A 25,986-nucleotide genomic window follows, 5' to 3' on the forward strand; every position below is an offset into this window, starting at 1 on the left:
TATGACGCCGTCATTGATGTCGGTGGGCTGTGAGACAGTGTCGGCATGCGGATCCTCCACACCTCCGACTGGCACCTGGGGCGCACCTTCCATGGGCGCGTGCTCGATGACGCGCACGCCGCCTTCGCCGACCACCTCGTCGAGCTCGTCACCGCCGAGTCGGTCGACGCCGTCCTCGTCGCCGGGGACGTCTACGACCGCGCCATCCCAACCAATGACGCCGTCGCCCTCCTCGATGAGACGCTGCGCCGCCTGACCGAGCGCACCCGGGTGGTCCTCACCCCCGGCAACCACGACTCCGCCCGCCGCCTCGGCTTCGCCGCCGACCTCATGCGCGAGGGTCTCATCATCCGAGCCCGCACCGCCGGCCTCGACCGCGGCATCATCCTGCCCGACGCCGGCGGCAACGAGGCCGCCATCGTCCACGCCCTGCCCTACCTCGACCCCGACGCCGCCCGCGAAATCCTCCCGCCCCTCCTCGCCGAACGCCTCGGCGAGGAGACCCCCGCGAAGCACACGGTGAGAGAGGAGAGCAACGAGGGTGAGGACGCCTCCTCCCAACCCAGTTCGTCAGAGCGCCCGCGCCTGCCCCGCTCCCACGAGGCCGTTGTCTCCGCCGCCCTGCGCCTCGTGGCCGCAGACCTGGACCGCCTGCGCTCGGCCCGCAGTCGGCGCCTGCCGAGCCTGCTCATGGCCCACGCCTTCGTCGTCGGCGGTGAGGCGTGCGAGTCCGAGCGGGACATTCGCGTCGGTGGCGTTGACTCCGTGCCCTCCGGCGTCTTCACCAGCCTGGGCGGCTCGCCCCTGGCCGAGCGCAGCGGCGGCCTGGACTACGTGGCCCTCGGCCACCTCCACCGGCCCCAGGAGCTCACCCGGCCCGCCGGCCCGCGCCTGGTCTACTCCGGCTCGCCCCTGCCCTTCTCCTTCGACGAGGCCGAAGGCGCCCGCCACTCCGCCACCAAGTCCTCCGTCCTGCTGGACGTGGGCGCCGACGGCGTCACCGGGCTGGAGCGTATCCCCACCCCGGTCCTGCACCAGGTGCGCACCCTGACCGGCACCATGCCCGAGCTCCTCTCCCCCGCCTTCGACGACGCCACCGGCGCCTGGGTGCGCGTCATCCTCCAGGGCGAGCGACCACCAGGCGCCCTGGCCACCCTCAAGGAGCGATTCCCCAGCCTCCTGGCCTTCCAGCACGAGGCCCCCACGCGCACCGCCCGCGAGCGCATCGCCGTCACCGCCGCGGCCGACCCGCTGCGCATCACTGAGGACTTCTTCGACGACGTCTGCGGGCGCGCCCCCGCCCCCTCCGAGCGCGGCGTCCTGCGCAGCGCGTATGAGTCCGCCCTGGCGAGCGCGAGGAGCGAGCGATGAGGATCCACTCCCTGACCATGACCGGCATCGGCCCCTACGCGGGGCGGGAGCACATCGACTTCGACGCGGTGGGCGCCTCGGGTCGCTTCCTGCTCACCGGCCCCACCGGCTCGGGCAAGACCACCATCATCGACGCGATCGTCTTCGCCCTCTACGGGGACGTGGCCGACTCGGCCGACTCCTCCAAGGAGCGCATCCGCTCTACCCTCGTGGGCCCGCACACCGAGAGCGTCATCGAGCTCGTCTTCTCCACCGGCGCCGGCGTCTACCGGGTGCGCCGCACCCCCACCTACGAGCGGGCCAAGCGGCGCGGCCAGGGAACCACCACCCAGAACGGCACCGTCAAGCTCTGGCGCCTGGCCGAGGTCGGCGGGGAGCCGCTCGATGAGCCCGTCACCCGTGTGGGCGACGCCGACGCGGAGATCGCGCGCGCCGTGGGCTTAAGCCGGGAGCAGTTCACGCAGACGGTCGTCCTGCCGCAGGGCAAGTTCGCCCGGTTCCTGCGCGCCGACTCCTCCGAGCGCCAGCACCTCCTCAAGGACGTCTTCGGCACCGGCATCTACGACGCCATCCAGGAGGCCCTCATCCAGGCCTCCCGGGACGGGGCCCGGCGGGTCGAGCAGGCCGCAGCCGACCTGCGCGGGCAGGTCGCCTCCCTGGGGCGGCACCCCCTCCTCACCGAGGCCCCCTCCCCCGCTGAGCCCGCAGATGCCGGCAAGGAGACTGCCGACGCCGATCAGGCGGTTCTCCCGGAGGACTCGTCGCCGGATGACTCGTCTCAGGAGGCCCCGTCCGGGGGGACCCAGGAGGCGCTGCCGCTGCCCATGGATGACGCCGGCCGCCAGGAGCCTCAGGAGGCCGACGCCAGTCCTGCTCCGACGCCGGCCCAGGCCTTGGAGGCGGCGATAGCGGGAGCCGCCCCGGACCTGGTGGCTCTTCGCCGCATCGGGGCTGAGGTTCTGGAGGCCTCCAGCAACCGGGTCGCGTTAGCCGACGCCCGCTCTGAGGCCGCGGGGACGGCCCTCACCCGAGCGCAGTCGGCTCGTGAGGAGGCCCAGAGTCTCCACGACCTCCTGGAGCGGCGCCGGGCCCTCATTGAGGAGAAGGAGCGGCTGGCTGAGCGCGCTGAGCAGGAGGCCGACGACGCCCGGCGTCTCCAGGCCGCCGAGCGCGCCTCCCGGGTGCGGCCCTACCTGGTCGCCGAGCAGGCCGCCCATCGCCGCACCCAACAGGCCGTCGCTGCACTGGCCGCCCGTGCCGACCAGAGCGGACTGGCCCACCTGGCCGAACAGGCCGGAGGCACCAGCGTCAGCAGCACGGAGGATGCCACCACCAGCGACGCTGACGGTCTCGATGCGGCGGTGACGCCCGCCGCCCTCGTCGAGCCCCTGGTCCGTGAGGCGCAGCGCCAGCTCACCGCCCTTGAGGATCAACCCAGCCAGGCAATGGCCGGCGCCACCGAAGTGGACACGGCCCCGCAGGACTCCGACGCGGCAGAGACCCCTGTGGCGGCCGATGAGTCGGAGACGACCCAAGCCGAGGCCCTGAGCCCCCGTGACCTTGAGGACCTGGCGCACCACTGCCGTCGCGAGCACGGGCAGCTCGAGGCCCTCGTGGACCTCGAGGCTGGCCTCCCTGAGCGCGAGAGCGCCTTGCAGCAGCGGGACGGGGAGCTGCAGCGCGCCGCCGGCCAGTTGGAGCAGCGCTCGGAGAAGCTCGCCGAGCGTCCCGCGCAGCGCACCGCCCTGGTGGAGACGCTGGAGGCGGCGCGCGCGGCCCACGAGCGCCTCGACGGCCTTCAGGACCGCCGGGCCCGGGCCGAGGAGCGTCACCGAGCTGCCCTCGCCGTCGAACAGCTCGGCACCCAGCTGGCTCAGCGGGACGCCGCCTGTGCTCAGGCAGCGGCGCTCGCGCGGGAGGCGACCGAACGGGTTCGCGCCACCCGCCTGGCCTGGATCTCCGAAGCCGCCGGGGCACTGGCCGGTGAGCTCACCGAAGGCGAGCCCTGCCCCGTGTGCGGCTCGACCACGCACCCCTCCCCCGCCTCCGCAGGCACCGACGGCGCCACCCGCCAGCAGGTCGAGGCGGCCGAGGAACAGCAGCGGCAGGCCGACGAGGCACTCAGCGGCGCCGTCCGGGAACGGGATACCTGTGCCGCCCGACTTGAGGAGGCCCAGCGCGGCAGTGACGGCATGGATGCCCCCGCCGCCAAGGAGGCGCTGGAGGCGGCGACCACCGCCCTGGCCTCCGCGCGGGCCGCAGCCGACGGCGTCGAAGAGCTGGTGGAGCGGCTCGAGGCCTTCGATGCCGGCACCGAGCAGGAGCGCGCCGCGCTCGATGCCGCCCGCGCCGCCCAGGAGTCCGCCCGTAGCCGCCTGGAGGCCGAGCGCGAGGCCCTCGCCCAGGACCAGCGGCGCTGCCTGGAGGCGCGCGGGACCTGGCCAAGCGTCACCGCCCGCGCCGCCGCGCTCCTCGTGCGGGCCAAGGAGGCCGAGGGCGCCTCCCAGGACGTCGACTCAGCCCGCATCGCCCTGGCCCAGGCCCGCAGCGCCCTGACCGACCTGGCCGCGGCGCTGACGGAGGAGGGCTTCACCGGTGCGGCGCAGGCAACGGCGGCCCTCATGGAGCGCGGTGCCATCGAGGCCCTGTCGGCCGGCGTGCGCGCCGCCGCCACCGCCCGCGAGCAGGTCCGCCTGGGACTGGAGGACCCGCAGATCGCCGCCCTGAGCGGCCAGGAGGAGGACCGCCTCGAAGCTGCCACCGCCGAGCTCGCCCAGGCGGACGCCGCCGCCCGGCAGGCCGCCTCCGCTCAGGCGCGCGCCGCCGAGTCCCACGAGCACCTGCGCCGGGCCGTTGACGGCGTCGAGCAGGCGGCCACCGCCTATGAGGAGGCGGCCGGCTCCAGCGCCGACCTCATCCGGGTGGCGAACCTCGCCCGCGGGGAGAACGAGGCCGGCACGCCCCTGGCCACCTGGGTGCTGCAGGCCCGCTTCGAGGAGGTCCTCGTCTTCGCCAACGAGCGCCTGTCCCAGATGTCCTCCGGGCGCTACGAGCTCATCCGGGTTGCGGAGGAGACCAGCCAGCGCCGGCGCCGCAAGGGACTGGGGCTGGCCGTCGTCGATCACCTCGGTGACGAGCGCACCCGTGACCCCCGGACCCTCTCGGGCGGGGAGACCTTCTACGTCTCCCTGTCACTGGCCCTCGCCCTGGCCGACGTCGTCTCGGCCGAGTCCGGGGGCGTGAGCCTGGAGACCCTCTTCATCGACGAGGGCTTCGGCACCCTGGACGCCGACACCCTCCAGGCGGTCATGGCCCAGATCGACCACCTGCGCGCCGGCGGGCGCACCGTCGGCATCGTCTCCCACGTGGCCGAGCTGCGAGACCAGATCGCCGAGCGCATCGCAGTGCGGCGCGTCGCCTCGGGCGGATCCACCCTGAAGGTGACCGCCTGAGACGACGCGCCGCGAACGTATCCTGCTGGCCGGTGCCGACCCAGCGGCCGGCACCGGCCAGTGGCCCTAGAAGACGCTGCTGCTGGACTCGATGGTGATGGTGGGCTCGCCATCACCCTCCGGCAGCTCCACCTTCCCGGAGAAGGTGAACTTCGCCTTGCGGGGGCTGGGGTTCTTGTCGAAGGCCGTCGGCTTGGGAGACCCGGAGATGCTGATCTCGTCGGAGGTGAAGGACAGGTCATTGCTGTCCTCGGAGAACTCCACCTTCGTGGCGTCCTTCTCCACCGACAACGAGGTCATGTCCGAGGAGGTCTGGTAGGGGCAGGTCTTGTCCGAGTTCGTCGGAACGGTCGCACAGGTCTTCGTCTGCTCCTTGACCTTCTCCAGCGCCTTGGTCTTGAGCTCGTCAGTGGGAGTGGCATCCACCTTCTGGGTGCCCACCGACTCGGCCTCCGAGGCGGCACCCTTGCCCGAAGGAATCAGGGTGAAGGAGGTCTCCTTGGCAGAGAGGTACTTGCTGACGGAGTCCGGCGCCGACACCGGGTACACACCGGGGTAGGCGAACTGGGTCGAGGTGCGGCTCCCACTCCACCCGTCCTTCTCCTTGGCCAGGTCGATGGCAACCCCAGCGACCTTCAGCCCCGGGAGCGAGGAGGAGCTGAAGTCCGCGGAGACCACGAGGGGCTTATCCACCTTCCAGCTGTCCAGGCCGAAGGATCCCGACGACTTCGAGGCGGTGAAGTCGTACTCGAAGGCCTTCCCGTCCAGGGACAGGTGAGCCTTGATCTTGGCGGTGTCACCGGAGATGGTGGGCTTGTCGATCTTGGTGACCTTGATCCTCGCCTTGGCGGCCTTGAGGGCGTCGTCGGTCAGCAGCTTGCGCTGGTCGTTGGGGACACCGGGGTCCACCATCTTGGTGGCCTCGGAGGCCTTCCCCTCCGACAGGAGCGTCAGGTAGCTCTCGACCGCCTTCTCGGGGCCGCGCATGCCGTTGACGACGTTGAGCGCGACGACGCCGGCCACCACCAGCGCCACCACGACCCCGAAGGCCGACAGTCCCAGAATGACCTTCTTGCGCGAGGCCGCACTCATCGGGGCGGGCTCGGGCAGGTCGCCCGCAGCAGTCGCGCCCGCGGCCGCGCCGCCAGGTCCGGGAGCCGGGGCCTGCGAGGCCGGCGTGGTCTCCACCCACTGGCCGGTCGCCGGGTCCATGGAGAAGACGGCGCCGGTGGCCGGGTCCGTGGCGATGCTGGCCCCGGTGGCCGGGTCGGTGCTGTACGCCCACTGCTGGGCCGACGACGTCGGACTCACGCCGGAGGTGCCCGCACGCCAGGCCGCACTCGCCTTCTTCCCGCCGGCCAGCTGCAGCACCGCCGGGAAGGAGGAGTAGACCCACAGGGGCAGCAGCTCGGCCAGCACGGAGATGATCGCCACGACAACCCCGAGCAGGAAGAAGGTCAGGGCGTTGGGCTGCAGGCTCAGAGACATGTAGTGGCCTTCCCCGCCGCCCGTGGAGCGCATCGGGGTGTCAGCGCCTGAAAAACGCAACGGAAGCAGCCCGTAGAACAAGATCGCCCCCAGGACCAGCGAGACGAGCGGAAGCTGCCAGACGCGCTGCCACTCGGTCCGCCCCGTGCGAGCGCGCCTGACACCCACGCGCAGCGCCGCCGCCGCAATGGCCACGATCATGGCCGCGAACAGCAGGATCGACCAGCTGCCGAACCAGGTCCAGGCGTAGGCGTCGCCGCCGTCCTCGCCGCCCAGGGACGGCAGGAAGTAGGCCAGGGCCGCCGCGGCCTCGCTCTTGTCCAGGGTGATGCCTCCCAGGGAGCCCATACCCAGGGCGAGCAGCACCAGGTTCGGCAGCAAGACCGGAAGCAGAAGGATCGAGGCCAGGTTCCACCCCTGGGTCAGCGCCGCAACGATGTAGGCAAGAACGACGAAGACCCCCAGGACCACTCCCAGTGCGGTGCTCAGGGCACCCAGCTCCCGGCCGAGCTGCACCACCGGGCGCGGCAGGCGCTCAATCAGCGCCCCACCGCTACGAGCCACCACCAGCGCCACGAAGACCACCACCGTCACCAGCAGGATCGTCATCAGCGCGGAGGAGGAGACCGTCATGACCTTCAGCCCCATCATCGTGGCGGTCATGGAGAACGGTGCCGTCACCAAGCAGGCCACCAGGGCCACAGCCAGAGCCTCGGCTCCGGCCCGCGCCAGAGTCGGGACCAGCGGGGCCGCCGACCCGTCAACCGCGGCCCGGCGGCGCGCCAGCCAGAAGACCCCGATGCCAGCGGCGGTCAGTGCCCCCATGGGCAGCAGGGTGAAGGTCAGGGTGATCGTCTCGTAAGAGTTCGAGCCTGACATGACGAACTGCCCACCCAGGCTCCAGCCCATGAGCAGCGGCAGCGTGGAGAAGGTCGTCGGGAACGTCTTCGTCGAGTCCGTGGTGGACATGGCCACCATCGTGAGGATCGCGCTGATGGCTGCGGATCCGAGCACGATCGCCAGGCTCAGGGCCGTGGAGGTCAGGCCCGGGCCGCGGAACCAGGCGGTGAAGGTCTGCGCCAGGGGCGAGGCCTGAGCGGCCTGCCCGGGCTGCACGAATCCGCCCTGGGCCTGAGGCGCCGGCGCAGCAGGTGCGGAGGACGCGGCGACCGGGACGCCCATCGTGTTCGGGGCGGCCACAGCTTCTCCTCCAGGGGCGGGCACCGGAGGCGGCGGAGGAGCCTCGGCGGCGTTGGGCACCTGGGGCGCGGGGGCGCTCGGCGGAGGAGGCACAGGCACAGCGGGAAAGCTGCCGGTCTCCGGCCCCGACGTCATCGGGGGCGCGGGGACAGGAGCCTCACCAGTGCCATGCGAAGGATCAGGAGGAAAACTGCTGGTAGACACAGGGCTGCCTTCGATAGGGAATCAAACACGGCAGTTCTACCCCATGGAAACCGGCCGTGCACCAGTTTCATCACCCAGTCTTGACATGCGATCCGCGCGGTCCGCGGATGAGCACGGGCAGAGCCGCCTTCGGTGCGCCCAACGTCCTACCGCAGTTGAGGCTAGCCCTCGCCGCCCGCCGAGTCGCCCTCACCCTGCTGGCCGTCGCCGCCTTCCTGACCGCTTCCGTCCTGGGAGCCGTCCTGCTGGTCCCCGGACTGGTCGGTCCCCTGCGAGTCCGTGTCCGGCGAGGTGACACCCTGCTCAGCGGCCTTCTCCTTGACCGTGTTGAGGATGCTGATGAGGTCGTCGCGTCCGGGGAAGGAGACTCCGGACTGCAGCGCCTTGAGGACCTGGTCGACATTGCCGATCTTGAGCTGGCCGGAGAAGCTCTCCGCCTCGGCCAACGTATGCGTCTTGAGCACGCCCGCCCCGTAGTAGACGCCCGCTCCTGTGGCCACCAAGGGCAGGAACAGTGCCGCCAGGACCAGCAGGGCGGCGGGCCCCTTCGGCTTGGCTCTGGCAAGCGCCGAGCAGGACACGAGGAAGGCGAAGAAGGCCAGCACCGCGCCACCGCCGACGGCGCCGATCGCAGCCCAGTTGGGCGTCCAGCTCTGAGTCGAGAGGATCTCGAAGACGTGCAGCGTGCTCAGCAGCGTGTAGGTCCCCCAGCCCAGAGCCCCGCAGGCCACGAGCACCATGATCGTCCCCAACGGCAGAGCGGCCGTACGACGGCGCTCAGGCGGGCGTGGAAGCTCCACCGGGGGCTCCGGCTCGGGCTCGTCCCAGGTCTCACGCACTGGCACCTGGGAGACCATGGGCCGTGCGGGCTCGGGGGTAGCGTAGACCGGCTGGACCGGCTCAGCCGGGTAGACCTGCGGCGTCTCCATGGCCATCGTCTGCGGCGCCGCGGGCATGGGTTGGAGGACCTGGGTGTACTGGCTGCGCTGGTCCGGGGAGGCGGCCAGCTGCGGGGTCGACGTCGACGGCGGCAGGTAGCCCCATCCCTCGTCCCCCGGCGGCATGGCGATGGCCTCCGTGGCCCCCGACTGCGCCTCCATCTGGGCAAGGTCGATCCGCTCGGTGGGCCGACCGCGGTCGATGTGCTCGATGCGGTCGGTGCGCTCGACAGCCGCGTCCGCGTCTGCATCGTCGTCGAACTGCGGCCCACGGGAGAGAGGACGGGACACGATGAGGCTCCTTGCCAGAGGGGTAACGATGGGGTCTCTACGACCACGAGGCTACGCCACCGAGGCTACCGGCACGAGGTGCCTCGGCCCCGAAGGAGGACTCACCGAGTGTTCTCGTGCACCACGAGCGCCGAGCGCGGGGGCACAATCACGTGGCCGGTGCAGGACTGGCCGCTCAGCAGGTCGGTGCCCACGACTCCAGCCACCTCGGCGGCCCGGTCGGAGTGGTTGAGCAGGAAGAGGACGTCCCCGCGCCGCTGGGCCTCGACGCCGTCAGGCAGGTCTGCGACCACGGGTCGCAGCCGGGCGTGCGCGCACACCAGTGTCAGCAGGGCGGCCCGGCTGAGTGCGTCGAGGTCGGCGGCCACGTACCAGCCCGCTCCTGCCCCGCTCATAGACCGCCGGGTGATGGCGGGACGGCCGGCCAGGTCCGCTCCCCCGCCGCGGCCGTCGAAGACCGCGACGACCTCGACCGGCTGCCGGCCCTGCCCCGCCCGGGTGTTCTCGTCCGCCGCCTCGGGCGTCTCGTCGATACGGAGTTCCTCGGCCCAGCCGCCGGCGCGCAGATCGGGGGAGGGCGTTCCCATCCGGTCCAGGACACGGCACAGAGGCTCGCTGACGGCCTTCAGTCCCATCCAGGTCTCGGCGGCGGGGGTCCCGACGGCGCGGCTGAGGCGGTTGACGAGCGCGCCTCGGGGATCAGGCTGCTGGACCTGACCGGTCAGGGCGGCATGATCGGCGACCCGCACCCCCAGCAGCGGCCGCAGGGATCCCAGGTAGCCGCCCAGGACGGCTCCCGCATTGGCGTCGACGACCCCGGTGGGACCGGCCACGACGACCTGGGCGCCGGCGGCGACCGCCCGCTCCAGGTGCTCGGCGAGCTCGGGGCGGTCGATGAACACGGCGGGAACGATGATGAGGCGGTAGCCCTCCAGGCTCCGGCTCACCGGGACGATGTCGGTGGCGATCCCGGCCTCCCACAGGCTGCGGTGCCAGGCGCGGGCCGTCTCGAAGCGCTCACCGACCTCGACCGGGCCGATGGCGGTGCTCAGGGCCCACTGGCTCTCCCAATCCAGGACGAGGGCCGCCTCGGCTCGCACCGGTTCCCCCAGGACCGGCCCGAGGCGTGTGAGCGCCTGCCCGGTGGCCACGGTCTCCTCCCAGGTTCGGCTGTCGCGCCCGGCGTGGGGGACCATGCCGGAGTGGAAGGTCTCGGCGCCCCGGCGGGACTGGCGCCACTGGAACTGCAGGACGCCGTCGGCGCCGTGGGCCACTCGGGCCAGGGACCACAGGAGGAGCTGGCCGGGGCGCTTGGGCGAGTTGCGCCTGCGCCACTGGACGGCGCTGGGCGCCTGCTCCATGAGGATCCAGGGGCGCCCGTCGGCCAGGCCCCGCATGAGGTCACCGGCCCAGGCGACCTCGTGGGCGGCGGCCGGGTCGGCGGGGTCGGGGTAGGAGTCGTCGGAGATGATGTCGAGGGCCTCGGCCCAGCGCCAGTAGTCGGTGGCCGGGAAGTCACCCATGAAGTTGGTGGTCACCGGCCGCGTCGAGCGCTCCCGCAGGATACGGGCCTCGGCCTCCATGAGGCTGCGCAGCTGGTGGTCGCTGAAGCGCCTCCAGTCCAGCATCTGGGCGGGGTTGGGGAAGGTGGGCATGGCACCGGGCGGGGCGACCTGCTCCAGGCTCGTATAGCGCTGGGACCAGAAGTCGGTGCCCCAGGCGGCGTTGAGGCGCTCGGCGTCGCCGTAACGCTCACCCAGCCAGGCCCGGAAGGCCCGGGCGCAGGCGGGGCAGAAGCACTCGGCGATGTGGCAGCCGTACTCGTTGCCGATGTGCCACATGACGACGCCCGGGTGGTCGCCCAGGCGCTCGGCCAGCGCCGCGGCCAGGGCGGCGGAGCGCTCCCGGTAGACGGCGGAGCTGGGGCAGTACTGCTGGCGTGAGCCCAGGCCCAGGCGCACGCCGTCGGCGTTCATCGGCAGGGACTCGGGGTGGTCGGTGGCCATCCAGGCGGGCGGGGAGGCGGTGGCGGTGGCCAGGTCGACGGCGATGCCGGCCTCGTGGAGACGGTCGACGATCTCCACCAGCCAGTCGAGCTCGTGGACGCCCTCGCGCGGCTCGAGGCTCGCCCAGGAGAAGATGCCGAGGGAGACCAGGTTGACGCCGGCCTCGGCCATGAGCTCGAGGTCCTCGGCGAAGGTGGCCTCATCCCACTGCTCGGGGTTGTAGTCGCCGCCGTAGGCGGGGCCGGTCAGTCCCAGCAGCTCGTGCGGGGCGCGGCGGGGTGTGGAGGCTGAGGGCGAGGGACGCGTCATGGGGCGATTCTCCCCCACCTCTCCCCCGCCCCGTCCACCGTGGTCACCCGGGTCGGCGGGGCCGGCGGACTCAGCTGATGGTCGAGCGCGAGCTCGTCAGCCAGGCCAGTGGCACGGTGGTCAGGAACAGCCCCTGCCACTCGCGCTCCCACAGCAGGGCGATGTCACCGCTGGGCAGCTGGGCCATGCACTGGTAGACGTAGTGGCGCGGGTTGACGACTCGGTTGTGGGGCCAGGTGGCGCCGTCGTCGTCGCTCAGGCGCAGGACGCCGCAGCCGCGGAAGGGCAGCATCCGGGAGGCGTTGGCGAAGACGATCCCCCGGTCGACCGCACCCTTGACGCCATCGCCGTCCCCCGCTGCCGCTGCGCCCTCCAGGCCGGTGATGGCGATGGCGTTGGGCTGGGAGAAGATCTCGGGGAGCTGCTCGTCGTAGTCGACCTCCCCCCAGGTGACGCCCCCGTCGTGGGAGACGGCGTGGGCGACTCTGCCCGAGGGGTGCTGGTTACGGGCCCACACGTGTACGGCGCCGTCGGTTCCTTCGACGAGGACGGACTCGTACAGGCTGGCCCGCTCGTCGGCCAGGTCCCAGGAGTGGACGACGGCGCCCAGCACCTCGCGTCCGTCATTGGGTGAGGCGCTCAGGGCCCAGGTGGTCCCGCCGTCGTCGGAGTAGATGGCGGCGCAGGACAGGTAGGCGGTACCGCCGGCCTCGTGGCTGTAGTAGACGGGTGCGAGGATGCGTCCGGCGTGCTCCGGCGCGGTCAGCTGGATGGCGTTGCCGGGGCCGGTTCCCAGGAAGCACATCCAGTCGGCCTTGACCTGGGCGGTGATGTCGATCGGCTCAGACCAGGTGGCGCCGTCGTCGTCGGAGGTGAGCATGAGCAGGTGGGAGCCGCGGTGCTGGAAGAGGCAGTCCTCGGAGGCCTGCTCGTGGGCGAGGTAGATGCTGCCGACCGACCGGCCGCCCCGGAGCACGTCACCGGCTCGGGTCCCGGCGGCATCGTCGCCGCTGAGGATGACGCGGTAGTCGGTGGCCTCGCCGGCCTGCGTGACGACGCTGCCGTCGGGCTCGACGGCGAAGAGCTCGCCGGCGCGGTTGTGCAGCACGCGGCGCCCCTCCTCGTCGAAGCCGGTACCGACAGCCGCGTTGGGCTGGCCGATGCCGCCGGGGAACTGGTCGACCAGGCAGATGACGCGCCCGGTGGAACGGTCCTGGACCAGGACGGAGTCGATGAGGCTGGCGCCCAGTGCCCCGGTGCCCGGGAGGCTGAGTAGGGTGCGCATCTCCTCCCAGGTGGCGCCGCCGTCGAGACTGCGGCGCATGACGAGGTTGATGTCGTTGGGGGCGTCGTTGGGGATGGAGACGCGCTGGTCGGCGCCGGCCAGAATGACGCCGCTGTCCAGGGTGAGCAGGGAGGGGATCCGGTAGGACCGGGCGCCGTGGTAGCCGGTGTCGAACAAGGCGCGCGTGGGCAGTGGGGCGGCCCCGGCCAGGCGCTTGACCTGGGCGTCGGTGAGGGCGGCGTCGTAGATCATGGCGGTCTGCGCCTCGCCGAAGAGGCGCCTGCCGTCCAGGTCGGCGCCCACCACGACGCGCGTCACCGGCGCGATGTCGGCCAGGAAGGCGCCGCCGGGGACCAGGGCCACCTGATAGCCGTCGACGTGGATCTCCACCGCGCCGCGCCCCGAGGTGACTACGACGTCGTGCCAGGTCCCGTCGTCCCAGTGGCCCGGGGCTCGCACCTCGATGAGGGGCTCGGTCTCCGGCGAGTCCTCACCGGGGAGTACCCGGTAGCTCAGGCCCTGCGCGTCGATGTCGAGATACAAGGTGCCGCCCTGGCCGCTCGCGGCGACGATGGTGCCTCCCTGGCCGCGGCCCCGGGTGCGCAGCAGCGCCCGGATGGAACCGGTGGCCAGGGCTCCGGCGCGGCGGGCGTCGCGGGCGGAGAGCTCACTGGCTGCGAACTGGACCAGTGGGGTGGCGGCCAGGGACTGGGCCATGACGGCGCGGTCGCTGAGCGGCTCGTCCCAGGCGGCCAGACGGGTGACCGCGGCGATCCCGTCGGGGTCGATGCGCACGTCGGTCAACCCGATCTGGGCGAGGAAGGCGGTCAGCGTCGTGGAGAAGCACTCGTAGCCGTCGGCGTAGAGGTGGGTGCCGGTCTCGTTGACGGTGACGGCGATCGTGTGGGGGCGGCCGTCGTCCAGGCCCAGGGCGTCCTCGGCGTCGAGGACCCGCCGCTGGATACCGCTCTCACTCCCGGCTCCGGAGGGCCCCTCCGGACGGCCGACCGCACCGAGGACCTGCTCGCCGTCGAGACGGCCGGCGCGAAGCGACAGGGTGATCCGCCCGTTGGTGCCAGTGAGAGCGATGAGGGTGGCGTCGGCGCGGGCGGCGACGTCGAAAAGGATCGTGCCGCGCCCGCAGGCGGCCAGGGCGGCGACATCCTGCTCGCTGAGGCTCAGGGGGGAGGTCTCGGATGCGCTGAGGTCGAAGAGCATGGGGAGGTCCTTTGTGCCGGCAGCGGCTCTCCGCCGGCGTTGAACGACCGGCAGTGCCGTGCGCGACGGTGCGCCACCGCACATCCAGTCATATGATGTCTGATGTATCGCGCACTGTAGCACGATCCCTGAACCTCAAGGAGACCATATGTCCGCCACCTCAGAGAATCGGACTGAGACACCCGCCCAGCCCCGCACCGTGCCCTTCGTCGTCGGCGCCTACCCCATGCTTCCGCCCGACGACGAGGACCGCAGCGGTGCCGCCGCCCTGTACGCCGCGCTGGCCGACCTCGGCTGGGTCGACGGCATCGAGCTGCCCTTCCGGGAGGCCCTGGACGCCCCCGAGCCGTGGCTGGCCGAGCAGCTGGCCGGGCGCTTCGACCAGTGCGTCATCACGGCGATCCCGGGCACCATGGGGCGCGCCGGAGCCGACCCCGTCTTCGGACTGGCCTCCGCCGACGATGGCGGACGCGCTCAGGCACTGGCCTACACCCGCTCGCTGCTGGAGGCCGTCGACCGCCTGCACGAGGCTGCGGGCGAGCGGCTCGTCACCCGGGTGGAGCTGCACTCGGCGCCGCACCACCAGGCCACCCCCGAGGCCTTCCACGCCTCCTTGAGCGAGCTGAGCGAGGACTTCGCCTCCCGCGGCCTGGGGATGATCGTGGAGCACTGCGATGCCGAGGGCGGCGTGGGCCCCTCGGAGAAGGCCTTCCTGACACTGGCCCAAGAGATCGACGCCTGCCGGGACACCGCGGCACTCATCACCGTCAACTGGGGGCGCTCCGTCATCGAGACCCATGACCCGTCCACCCCGGAGAGCCACGTGCGCGAGCTCGTGGAGGCGGGCCTCCTGGGCGGAGTCATGATCTCAGGCGCCGGACCGGAGGAGACGCAGTGGGCCTGGGCGTGGGCTGACGCCCACCTGCCGCTGGCCGAGCACGAGCCCACCAGCTGGCTCACTCCGGAGAGGGTGGCCGCCACGATGCGGGCCGCCGACGGCGTCCAGGTCTACGAGGGTCTCAAGATCAACACCCCGGCGAGCGCCTCCCTGGAGGACAAGCTCGCCTGGGTCGGCCGTGTCCGCGAGACCATGCTCAGTGCCTGAGACCCATTCCTCCGAGCCCGGCTCCTCCAGGCCCGGTCTCTGACGGCGTTCGGCCCGCTCCCCTGCTGGGGAGCGGGCCGAACGCTATGCGATCCTCAGGTCCCGTGGACCCGGTGGAGGCTTGGTCAGAACTCGACGTCCTCGCTGCTGGAGAAGCCGGTGCGGAAGTCGTCGGAGAAGTCCGCACGCAGGTCCCCACCGAAGTGGAAGTCGTCCAGGGCGACGGACTCGCCGAAGACGCCGTCTCCCAGGTCCACGCGGGAGAAGACCTCCGCCTTGACCTCCTCGGTGGGCTCGACCTCGATGTCCGAGTAGCGGGCCAGGCCCGTACCGGCGGGGATGAGCTTACCGAGGATGACGTTCTCCTTGAGGCCCAGCAGCGGGTCGGACTTGCCGTTCATGGCGGCCTCGGTGAGCACGCGCGTGGTCTCCTGGAAGGAGGCGGCGCTCAGCCAGGAGTCCGTGGCCAGCGAGGCCTTGGTGATTCCCATGAGCTCGGTACGGCCGGTGGCGGTCTTGCCGCCCTCGGCCATGACCCGGCGGTTCTCGGCGCGGTAGTGCATGACGTCCACGAGGTCTCCCTGGAGGAGACGGGTGTCCCCGGAGTCCAGCACGGTCACGCGGCGCAGCATCTGACGCACGATGACCTCGATGTGCTTGGAGTGGATGTCCACGCCCTGGGAGCGGTAGACCTCCTGGACCTCCTCGACGAGGTGGCGCTGGGTGGCGGCCACCGAGCGCAGGCGCAGGACCTTCTTGGGGTCGACCGGACCCTCGGTGAGGGCCTGGCCGGGCTCGACGTGGTCCCCGTCGTTCACCAGCAGGCGCTGACGGCGCGAGACCGGGACGATGACGTCCTCCTCGCCGTCGTCGCGGGTGATGACCAGGCGCTTGCCGTCGGCGTCGTCCTCGATCTTGAGGGTGCCGGCGGCCTCGGCCACGGCGGCCTCGCCCTTGGGGGTGCGGGCCTCGAAGAGCTCCTGCACACGGGGCAGACCCTGGGTGATGTCGGCGGCGCCGGCCGCACCACCGGTGTGGAAGGTACGCATGGTCAGCTGCGTGCCGGGCTCACCGATGGACTGGGCGGCGATGATGCCGACGGCCTCACCGATGTCGACGCGCTTACCGGTGGCCAGCGAGCGGCCGTAGCAGGCGGCGCAGGTGCCGACGTTAGAGTCGCAGGTGAGCACGGAGCGCACCGTGATCTCCTCGATGCCCGCGTCGATGGCGGCCCGGATCTCGGCGTCGCCCAGGTCGGCGCCGGCCTCGATGATGAGGTTGCCCTCGGCGTCGATGGCATCGCGCGCCAGGGTGGTGCCGAACACGGTGGTGCCCAGGATCTCCGAGGGCTCCTTGATGCGCTCGTCACCGGCGTCGATCCAGGAGAAGATCCGCTTGGTCAGGCCCTTGCGGGTGCCGCAGTCCTCCTCGCGGACGATGACGTCCTGGGAGACGTCGACCAGACGACGCGTGAGGTAGCCGGAGTCGGCGGTACGCAGCGCCGTGTCCGCCAGGCCCTTACGGGCGCCGTGGGTGGCGATGAAGTACTCCAGGACGCTCAGGCCCTCACGGTAGTTCGACTTGATCGGGCGCTCGATGAGGCGCTGCTTGGGGTCGGCCACCAGTCCACGCATACCGGCGAGCTGGCGGATCTGGTCCCAGTTGCCTCGGGCCCCGGAGACCACCATCTGGTAGACGGTGTTGCGCTGCGGGAAGTTCTCGCGCATCGCCTCGGCGACCTCGGCCGTGGCCTTGGTCCAGATGTCGATGAGGGAGGCGTAGCGGTCGTCCTCGGTGAGGGCACCGAGCTCGAACTGCTCCTCGATCTCAGCGGCCTCGTTCTCGTAGCGAACGAGGATCTCCTGCTTGGCCTCCGGGGAGACGACGTCGGCGAAGGCGACGGTGATACCGGACCAGGTGGACCAGTAGAAGCCGTTGGCCTTGAGGGCGTCCAGGGAGGCTGCGACCTCGACGCGCGAGTAGTTCTCCGCCAGGGCGTTGACGATGTTGCCCAGCTGCTTCTTGTCAACGATGTAGTTGACGTAGGGGAAGGTCTCGGGCAGCGAGGTGTTGAACAGGGCCCGACCCAGCGAGGTGCGCAGGGTGATCGGGTCGCCCTCGCTCCAGCCCTCGGGCGGCTGCCAGCCCTCGGGAGCGGCGATGCCCTCCTCGAAGCGGATGTCGCAGGCAGCGTTGACGTGGAGCTTGCCGAAGTCGTAGGCCATGACCGCCTCCGCGAAGGAGGAGAAGGCCGGGACGATCTCGTTGCCCTCGGCGTCGCGCTCGACCTCGACCGCCGGGTCGGGGTCGGAGGTGAGGTAGTAGGTGCCGATAATCATGTCCTGACTGGGCATGGTCACGGGGCGCCCGTCGGAGGGCTTGAGGATGTTGTTCGAGGACAGCATGAGGATGCGGGCCTCGGCCTGCGCCTCGGCGCCCAGCGGGAGGTGGACGGCCATCTGGTCGCCGTCGAAGTCGGCGTTGAAGGCGCCGCACACGAGCGGGTGCAGCTGGATGGCCTTGCCCTCGATGAGCTGGGGCTCGAAGGCCTGGATGCCCAGGCGGTGCAGGGTGGGGGCGCGGTTGAGCAGCACGGGGTGCTCGCGGATGACCTCGGCCAGGACGTCCCAGACCTTGGGGTTGGCGCGCTCGACCATGCGCTTGGCGGCCTTGACGTTCTGGGCCTCCTTGAGCTCGACGAGCCGCTTCATGACGAAGGGCTTGAACAGCTCCAGGGCCATCTGGCTGGGCAGACCGCACTGGTGGAGCTTGAGCTGGGGGCCGACGACGATGACGCTACGGCCGGAGTAGTCCACGCGCTTGCCCAGGAGGTTCTGGCGGAAGCGGCCCTGCTTGCCCTTGAGCATGTCGGACAGGGACTTCAGCGGACGGTTGCCCACGCCGGTGACCGGGCGGCCGCGGCGGCCGTTGTCGAACAGGGCGTCGACGGCGTCCTGAAGCATGCGCTTCTCGTTGTTGACGATGATCGTCGGGGCGCCCAGGTCCATGAGCCGCTTGAGGCGGTTGTTGCGGTTGATGACGCGGCGGTAGAGGTCGTTGAGGTCGGACGTGGCGAAGCGGCCACCGTCGAGCTGGACCATGGGGCGCAGGTCCGGCGGGATGACCGGAATGTTGTCCAGGACCATCGACTCCGGGGCGGTGCCGGTCATGCGGAAGGCGTTGACGACCTTGAGGCGCTTGATGGCGCGGGTCTTGCGCTGGCCGGTGCCGTTCTCGACGATCTCGGCCAGGGCGGAGGCCTCGGCCTCGAGGTCGAAGCTGCGCAGGCGGGCCTGGATGGCCTCGGCGCCCATGGAGCCCTTGAAGTAGATGCCGTAGTCGGCGACCATGTCGCGGTAGAGGACCTCGTCACCCTCCAGGTCACCGACCTTGAGGCTCACGAAGCGGTCCCACACCTTGTCCATGTGCTCCAGGGCGCGCTGGTTGCGGCGGCGCATGGCCGTGATCTCGCGCTCGGCGGTCTTGCGGAGCTTGTCGCGCTGGGAGGCCTCGGCGCCCTCGGACTCGAGCTGGGCGAGGTCCTCCTCGAGGCGCTGCTGGCGCGCCTCGACCTCGGCCTGGCCGGACTCCTCGAGGTGCTTCTTCTTGACCTCCAGCTCGTTGCGCAGGGAGGGCAGGTCGTCGTGGCGGCCCTCCTCATCCACCTCGGTGACCATGTAGGCCGCGAAGTAGATGACCTTCTCCAGGTCCTTGGGCGCGAGGTTGAGCAGGTAGCCCAGGCGCGAGGGCACGCCCTTGAAGTACCAGATGTGGGTGACCGGCGCGGCGAGCTTGATGTGGGCCATGCGCTCGCGACGCACCTTGGAGCGAGTGACCTCGACTCCGCAGCGCTCGCAGACGATCCCCTTGTAGCGCACGCGCTTGTACTTGCCGCAGGCGCACTCCCAGTCCCGGGTGGGGCCGAAGATCTTCTCGCAGAAGAGGCCGTCCTTCTCGGGCTTGAGGGTGCGGTAGTTGATGGTCTCGGGCTTCTTGACCTCGCCGTGGGACCACGAGCGAATGTCCTCCGCGGTGGCGAGGCCGAGCTGGATCCTGTCGAACACGTTGGCGTCGAGCACAGTTCCTACTTCCGATGGTGAAATCTCATCAGGTGGTGGTCTGGGGGCGTTCCGTCGTCGTTGTTCCATGACTCCGACGGCGCCTGCGAGCCTGGTGGGAGGGCGGGTGGCGGGTGGGCCACCCGCCCTCAACCGGGGCTCGATGAAGTTGTCACGAAGTCGTCACCAGGCGGTGGCCACTCAGATCTCGTCAACCGTGGAGGCCATGGCCCCGCCCGGACGCCGGCCCAGGTCGAAGCCGAGCTCATCGGCGGCGCGGGAGCCGTCGTCGTCGGTGTCGTCCAGGGCGATGGCAACGCCCTCGGCGTCCAGGGCCTCGACGTTCAGGCACAGCGACTGCATCTCCTTCATGAGCACCTTGAAGGACTCGGGGATGCCGGGCTCGGGGATGTCCTCGCCCTTGACGATGGCCTCGTAGACCTTGACACGGCCGTTGACGTCGTCGGACTTGACGGTGAGGAGCTCCTGGAGGGCGTGGGCGGCGCCGTACGCCTCCATGGCCCACACCTCCATCTCACCGAAGCGCTGACCACCGAACTGGGCCTTACCACCCAGCGGCTGCTGGGTAATCATGGAGTACGGACCCGTGGAGCGGGCGTGGATCTTGTCGTCCACGAGGTGGTGGAGCTTGAGGATGTACATGTAGCCCACCGAGATGGGGTACGGGAAGGGCTCGCCGGAGCGGCCGTCGAACAGGCGGGCCTTGCCGTTGGGCTCGACCAGCTGCAGGCCGTCGGAGGTCGGCAGCGTGGAGCCCAGCAGCCCCATGAGCTCGTTGTCCCGCACGCCGTCGAAGACGGGCGTGGCCACGGGCGTGCGCGGCTCGGCCGTGATCCCGTTCTCGGGCAGGTTTGCGGTCCAGGCCTCGCCGGCCTCGCGGGCGGCGGTGGCGTCCCAGCCGCGGGAGGCGACCCATCCCAGGTGCAGCTCGAGAACCTGTCCGACATTCATACGGCTGGGCACACCCAGCGGGTTGAGGATGACGTCGACCGGGGTGCCGTCGGCCAGGAAGGGCATGTCCTCCACGGGCAGGATCTTGGAGATGACGCCCTTGTTGCCGTGACGGCCGGAGAGCTTGTCACCGACGGTGATCTTGCGGCGCTGGGCGATGTAGACGCGCACCATGCGGTTGACGCCCGCGGGCAGCTCGGCGTCGTCGGAGGCGGCGTCGATCTCGCGCACGCCGGTGACGATGCCGTACTCGCCGTGGGGCACACGCAGGGAGGTGTCGCGCACCTCGCGGGCCTTCTCGCCGAAGATGGCGCGCAGGAGGCGCTCCTCGCTGGTCAGCTCGGTCTCCCCCTTGGGGGTCACCTTGCCCACGAGGATGTCGCCGCTGCGGACCTCGGCGCCGATGCGGATGATGCCGCGCTCGTCGAGGTTGGCCAGGGTCTCCTCGCTGACGTTGGGGATGTCGCGGGTGATCTCCTCGGCGCCCAGCTTGGTGTCGCGGGCGTCGACCTCGTGCTCCTCGATGTGGATCGAGGTGAGCATGTCCTCGGCGACCACACGCTGGGAGATGATGATGGCGTCCTCGTAGTTGAGGCCCTCCCAGGTCATGAAGGCGACCAGGAGGTTCTGGCCCAGGGCCAGGTCGCCCTCGTTGGTGGCGGGGCCGTCGGCCAGGACCGTGCCGACCTCGACGCGCTCACCCTCGGTGGCCACGACCCGCTGGTTGTAGCAGTTGCCCTGGTTGGAGCGGCGGAACTTGGCGACCTTGTAGACGTTCTCGGTGCCGTCGTCGTTGGCCACGCGCACGAAGTCCGCGCAGACCTCGGTGACGACACCGGCCTTGTCGGCCACGAGGACGTCACCGGCGTCGACGGCGGTGCGCCGCTCCATGCCCGTGCCCACCAGCGGGGCGTCGGGGCGGATGAGCGGCACGGCCTGGCGCTGCATGTTGGCGCCCATGAGGGCGCGGTTGGCGTCGTCGTGCTCGAGGAAGGGGATGAGGGAGGTACCCACCGACACCATCTGGCGCGGGGAGACATCCATGAGGTCCACCTGCGAGGAGGGCACGAGGGCCGGCTCACCGCCGGTGACGCGGCACAAGACGTGGTCCTCGGCGAAGTGGCCGTCCTCGGTGAGGGTGACGTTGGCCTGGGCGATGACGTGGCGGTCCTCGTCGTCGGCCGTCAGGTAGTGGGTCTCGTCGGTGACCCGGCCGTCGACGACGACGCGGTAGGGGGTCTCGACGAAGCCGAAGGGGTTGATGCGCCCGAAGGTCGCCAGCGAACCGATGAGGCCGATGTTGGGACCCTCGGGGGACTCGATGGGGCACATGCGCCCGTAGTGCGAGGTGTGGACGTCGCGGACCTCCATGGAGGCGCGCTCACGGGACAGACCGCCGGGGCCCAGGGCGCTCAGGCGGCGCTTGTGGGTCAGACCCGCCAGCGGGTTGTTCTGGTCCATGAACTGGCTGAGCTGGGAGGTGCCGAAGAACTCCTTGATCGCGGCCGTCACGGGCCGGATGTTGATGAGCGTGTTCGGCGTGATGGCCTCGACGTCCTGGGTGGTCATGCGCTCGCGCACCTGACGCTCCATGCGGCTCATACCGGTGCGCACCTGCGCCTGGATGAGCTCACCCACCGCACGGATGCGGCGGTTGCCCAGGTGGTCGATGTCGTCGTACTCGACGGCGATCTCGGTGATCTCGCCGTCACGCACGCCCTCGACGGTCTCGGCGCCGGAGTGCAGGGCCAGCAGGTAGCGCAGGGCCGCGACGATGTCCTCGATGCGCAGGGTGGACTCGGTCAGGTCCGAGGCCAGGCCCAGCTTCTTGTTGATCTTGTAGCGGCCGACCTTAGCCAGGTCGTAGCGCTTGGGGTTGAAGTAGAAGTTCTCCAGCAGGGTGCGTCCGGCCTCGACGCTCGGCGGCTCACCGGGGCGGATCTTCTTGTAGATGTCCAGGAGCGCCTCGTCCTGGGTGGTGATCTTGCGGTCCTCGTCCAGGGCGGAGGTCAGGGCCGGGTAGTCGGCGAACTCCTTGCGGATCTCCGACTCGTCCATGCCCAGGGCCAGCAGGAAGACGGTGACGTCCTGCTTGCGCTTGCGGTCGATGCGCACCGCGACGCGGTCGGACTTGTCGATCTCGAACTCGAGCCAGGCACCGCGCGAGGGGATGAACTTGACGTTGTAGACGTACTTGTCCGTGGCCTTCTCGGTGGTGCGCTCGAAGTACACGCCCGGCGAGCGCACCAGCTGGGAGACGACGACGCGCTCGGAGCCGTTGACGATGAAGGTGCCCTTGTCGGTCATGAGCGGGAAGTCGCCCATGAAGACGGTCTGGGACTTGATCTCACCGGTGGAGAAGTTCTCGAAGTCCGCCACCACGTAGAGGGGGGCGGAGTAGGTGAGGTCCTTCTCCTGGCACTCCTCGGCCGTGTACTTCGGCTCCTCGAAGCGGTGGTCGTGGAAGGACAGGGCCATGGTCTCGCCGAAGTCCTCGATCGGGGAGATCTCGTCGAAGATCTCCTCCAGACCGGAGGTCTCGGGCAGGGAGCCCGGGTGTGCCTTGTTGGCGGCGGTCATCCGCTCGCGCCACCTCTCGTTACCGACGAGCCAGTCGAAGCTCTCGGTCTGGAGGGCGAGCAGATTCGGAGCCTGCATGGGCTCGGCGATCTTGGCAAAGTTGATACGACGCGACGCGGTACGAGCGGCGATGTCAGCAGCAGTGGGTGCGGAGGTGCGCGAGGCAGCCAAAGGGGGATCCTTCCCTCAGATCGGGGATCACACAACGCGCACTGCGAGCACCGGGTTGAGTAGAATCTCCGTTGCCGGGCTCACGCCCGCCAGGGTTCCGACGGGCCGAAGCCCGTACGGAGGGCAGATACTCCTCGCACCAATACACACAATGCACGCAAAGCGCTAGCGTACACGGCCGACGTCAAGGACTCCACGCCGATCCGCCCTGGTTCCTTGCGATTCCCACCACAGTCGCGCATACTGCCCCACCCGTGTCCACTGCGTGACCTGAGTCCCTCAGTGGGCGCCTCTCGCTGAGCGGCTGCCGGCCGGCTCGCGCCCGGCACGCCAGCCCCGCGCGCCCGCCCGATACCTTCCGGCCGACGGCGTCGGGAACGTACTTTCCGATCGGCGACTGCGTTCTCCCCCAGACCACTGGGGACGGACCTCAGTGACCTGGAGGACATCGCAGTCCTCGGCGCACATGTACGTCCCCGATCCCCCACCGCCCCTCCAACCCGTCCACCTGCTGGCCGTCCCAACCCGACGACGTCGCGACGAGCACGTCGGTCCCGCATCTCGTCCGGGAAGCGGGCTTTCAGTGGTCACTGCGGGATCCACAGCGAAGCACTCCTGCCTTCAGACTCCGGCGAGTCCACACCCACGGGGCTCTGCACTCGCCATGCCCCGAAACTCTTGAGAAGACTCGCTGCATGAGCCCCGTCGCCACCACTGCCAGCCGCCCCACTCCCATCTGCCCGATCCCGGCGCACCTTCGGCCGACCATCATCTACTCAGGCGGCCGCAAGCGCTTCCACGCGTCGCGCAATCCTGATCTGCTGCGACTCATGCCGGGGGCCTACCTGCACGCAGTCCCGGGCAGGCGACGCTGGGAGCAGCGGTTCATGGTGTCCTTAGCGCGTGCGATTGCCGCGCAACAACTCCTCCCCTCCGCCACCTGTCTGTCTCACACATCGGCCGCCCTGATTCATGGCCTGGCGATGTGGACAGGTGAGCCGGACGTCTACCTCGCCGTCTCCGGTAACCCACGTCTGACCACAACGACACTGCCCGCCTTCCGGTACCCGTCGTCGGGAGTACCCGCTCCTATCGATCCCGCGCACCCCGAGGCCACCCCGATCCGAATGCACCGTCGCCGGCTTCAGCTGCGCGACGAGGAGATCGAGACGGTTGGAGGGGTTCCCGTCACGTCCGTGTTGCGCACCGCCTTCGACTGCGCCTGCGACGAGCCCCCGTTCAACGCGCTCTCCATCGCCGATGCGGCTCTGAACCAGCACTGCCGACCCGATCCGTGGCACCGAGATTCCTGCGCCACGCGGCTGCGCTCGGCTCACGCCTGCTGGGAGGAGCTCGTGGCACGTCATCGGGGGCGGCGAGGGATAGCGCAGGCGCGTGCGGTACTGGCCGCCGCCACCCCTTGGGCGGTCTCGCCCGGGGAGAGTGTGCTGCGGTGGATGACGCTCGTGGTAGGGCTGCCTCAGGCCATCGCCCAGTACCCGGTTCCGGGGCTGTCCAAGGACCGCTTCCTGGACCTGGGTTGGCCCGATCACCATGTCGTCGCGGAGTTCGACGGCCGCACCAAGTACCACACCCAGGAGGACGTCTTCCTCGAGAAGCTCCGCCAGGACGAGCTCGAGTCGCTGGGGTGGAGGTTCTTCCGGGCGACGTGGTCCTCGCTCAGCGACATGCGCACCCAGGCGGACCGGTTGCTGTCGATGTTCCCCCTGGGGGTGGTCTCCCGCCTCTCGCCGGTGGCCGGGCTTCAAGGTGGCGGACTGTGGGGCGAGCGTCCACCCGGAGTGCTGGTGCCATGAGGTCGCGGCTCTCGACGTCGCCTCGGGGTCCATCGACCGGAGTGCCGACGTCGGGAACGTACTTTCCGATCGGCGACTGCGTTCTCCCCCAGACCACTGGGGACGGACCTCAGTGACCTGGAGGACATCGCAGTCCTCGGCGCACATGTACGTCCCCGATTCCCAGCACCCCGAGCCCGACGACGTCGAAGCACACGGAGGCCGGACAGCACCAGGCCCCCGGAACACGACCGGGTCCCGCCCACCTCATGGTGGACGGGACCCGGTGAAGATGGGCTTCCCCGGCCCTCGGCGACCCTCAGGCCGCCTCAGGCAGCGGGGGGAGACTCACTTGAGGGTGACGGTGGCGCCGGCGCCCTCGAGCTGCTCCTTGGCCTTCTCGGCGGCCTCCTTGTTGGCGCCCTCGAGGACGGGCTTGGGAGCGCCGTCGACGAGCTCCTTGGCCTCCTTCAGGCCGAGGGAGGTCAGAGCGCGCACCTCCTTGATGACCTGGATCTTCTTGTCGCCGGCGGCCTCGAGAATGACGTCGAACTCGTCCTTCTCCTCGGCGGCGGCGTCGCCACCGGCAGCGCCGGGGGCGGCGGCAACGGCCACGGCGGCCGGAGCGGCGGCGGTAACGTCGAAGGTCTCCTCGAAGGCCTTGACGAACTCGGACAGCTCGATGAGGGTGAGCTCCTTGAACTGCTCGATGAGCTCTTCGGTGGTCAGCTTCGCCATGATGGGCGTTCCTTCCTTATCAGGTTCCTGCGCGCGCAGGGTTGGTGGATGACGCGTGCGGCCTCAGGCCGCGGTCTCCTGCTTCTCGCGCAGGGCGTCGACGGTGCGCACGGCCTTGGAGGCCGGTGCGGCGAAGAGGTACGCAGCCTTGGACAGGGACGCCTTGATGGCGCCCGCGGTCTTGGCGAGCAGCACCTCGCGGGACTCGAGAGAGGCAAGCTTGTCAACGCCGTCGGCGGACAGCACGGCGCCGTCCATGACACCGCCCTTGATGACGAGCTGCTGGTTGTCCTTGGCGAAGTCACGCAGAGCCTTGGCGGCCTCGACCGGCTCACCGGTGACGAACGTCAGGGCGGAGGGGCCCGTGAGGTCGTCGGCGAAGTCCTCGAGCCCGACCTGGCGGGCGGCGATCGCAGCAAGCGTGTTCTTCACCACGGTGTACTCGGCGTTACCGGCGAGGGAACGACGCAGCTCCTTGAGCTGGGCGACGCTCAGTCCCCGGTACTCAGTCAGCAGGACCGCGTCAGCCTGACGGAACTTGTCCGCCAGTGCAGCAACGGCTGCTTCCTTGTCAGGCCGTGCCATGGGCCCTCCTTCCGTGGTATGCCGCAGGGGTCCATTCACTGGAAAAGCCCCGCGCCGGTGGGCACGGGGCTTGAATTCGGGCATGCCCGAAGAAGTCTCGTTCTCACCTGCGCCGGCCCCACCCGATGTGGACTTGGTCCCGCCGGAGCGGGCGACCTGCGGTCTTTGGCAGAGAGCACCTTACCCAGCAGCGACCTCCGCGGCGCAAGGCAGGCGGCC

At 70.4% G+C, this 25,986-nt stretch carries 12 protein-coding genes; 4 read left to right on the forward strand and 8 right to left on the reverse strand.

The features are described 5' to 3' along the window. Positions 1 to 45: 45 nt before the first annotated feature. Both JJJ14_RS09430 and JJJ14_RS09435 read left to right on the forward strand, forming a co-directional pair. Complete coding sequence (locus JJJ14_RS09430) at positions 46 to 1,371, forward strand: metallophosphoesterase family protein (protein WP_201443973.1); 1,326 nt, start codon at positions 46 to 48, stop codon at positions 1,369 to 1,371. Beyond that, positions 1,368 to 4,823, forward strand: coding sequence for an AAA family ATPase (locus tag JJJ14_RS09435; protein WP_201443974.1), 3,456 nt, complete (start codon positions 1,368 to 1,370; stop codon positions 4,821 to 4,823). Before JJJ14_RS09430 ends, JJJ14_RS09435 begins: the two co-directional genes overlap by 4 nt. A 66-nt stretch (positions 4,824 to 4,889) precedes the next feature. On the opposite strand, the gene JJJ14_RS09440 is transcribed toward JJJ14_RS09435, so the two are convergent. The 4 genes from JJJ14_RS09440 to JJJ14_RS09455 all read right to left on the reverse strand — a co-directional run bounded on the left by JJJ14_RS09440 (position 4,890) and on the right by JJJ14_RS09455 (position 13,762). Further along, entirely contained in the window at positions 4,890 to 7,511 is a 2,622-nt protein-coding gene (locus JJJ14_RS09440) for a hypothetical protein (protein ID WP_201443975.1), read from the reverse strand. 365 nt (positions 7,512 to 7,876) lie between these two features. After that, positions 7,877 to 8,944: a hypothetical protein gene (locus JJJ14_RS09445; RefSeq protein WP_201443976.1), complete on the reverse strand. Its 1,068-nt coding sequence runs from the start codon at positions 8,942 to 8,944 to the stop codon at positions 7,877 to 7,879. Positions 8,945 to 9,045: 101 nt separating this feature from the next. Further along, on the reverse strand, positions 9,046 to 11,259 hold the full coding sequence (locus tag JJJ14_RS09450) for a beta-galactosidase (RefSeq protein ID WP_201443977.1): 2,214 nt from the start codon (positions 11,257 to 11,259) through the stop codon (positions 9,046 to 9,048). A gap of 70 nt (positions 11,260 to 11,329) precedes the next feature. Further along, positions 11,330 to 13,762: a sialidase family protein gene (locus JJJ14_RS09455; RefSeq protein ID WP_201443978.1), complete on the reverse strand. Its 2,433-nt coding sequence runs from the start codon at positions 13,760 to 13,762 to the stop codon at positions 11,330 to 11,332. A 148-nt stretch (positions 13,763 to 13,910) separates the two neighbouring features. Between JJJ14_RS09455 and JJJ14_RS09460 the strand changes: the two genes are divergently transcribed. Then, on the forward strand, positions 13,911 to 14,867 hold the full coding sequence (locus tag JJJ14_RS09460) for a DUF4862 family protein (protein WP_201443979.1): 957 nt from the start codon (positions 13,911 to 13,913) through the stop codon (positions 14,865 to 14,867). A gap of 125 nt (positions 14,868 to 14,992) precedes the next feature. Here the strand turns inward: JJJ14_RS09460 and JJJ14_RS09465 are convergent, their stop codons facing one another. Together JJJ14_RS09465 and rpoB are read right to left on the reverse strand one after the other, a co-directional pair. Then, positions 14,993 to 18,946 carry a DNA-directed RNA polymerase subunit beta' gene (locus JJJ14_RS09465; protein WP_009407052.1) on the reverse strand — a complete coding sequence of 1,318 codons (3,954 nt, stop codon included), beginning with the start codon at positions 18,944 to 18,946 and terminating at the stop codon, positions 14,993 to 14,995. 180 nt (positions 18,947 to 19,126) lie between these two features. Beyond that, positions 19,127 to 22,648 carry a DNA-directed RNA polymerase subunit beta gene (gene rpoB, locus JJJ14_RS09470; RefSeq protein ID WP_201443980.1) on the reverse strand — a complete coding sequence of 1,174 codons (3,522 nt, stop codon included), beginning with the start codon at positions 22,646 to 22,648 and terminating at the stop codon, positions 19,127 to 19,129. Positions 22,649 to 23,343: 695 nt separating this feature from the next. Here rpoB and JJJ14_RS09475 point away from each other — a divergent pair. Next, complete coding sequence (locus tag JJJ14_RS09475; protein ID WP_101558626.1) at positions 23,344 to 24,465, forward strand: hypothetical protein; 1,122 nt, start codon at positions 23,344 to 23,346, stop codon at positions 24,463 to 24,465. 327 nt (positions 24,466 to 24,792) lie between these two features. Here JJJ14_RS09475 and rplL read toward each other — a convergent pair whose 3' ends face one another. Continuing rightward, entirely contained in the window at positions 24,793 to 25,182 is a 390-nt protein-coding gene (gene rplL / locus JJJ14_RS09480; protein ID WP_009747839.1) for a 50S ribosomal protein L7/L12, read from the reverse strand. 63 nt (positions 25,183 to 25,245) lie between these two features. Next, complete coding sequence (rplJ, locus tag JJJ14_RS09485) at positions 25,246 to 25,767, reverse strand: 50S ribosomal protein L10 (protein WP_009407225.1); 522 nt, start codon at positions 25,765 to 25,767, stop codon at positions 25,246 to 25,248. Positions 25,768 to 25,986: the final 219 nt, after the last annotated feature.

It is taken from the genome of Actinomyces sp. HMT 175, from assembly GCF_016694895.1.
In the GTDB taxonomy this organism is placed as follows: domain Bacteria; phylum Actinomycetota; class Actinomycetes; order Actinomycetales; family Actinomycetaceae; genus Actinomyces; species Actinomyces oris.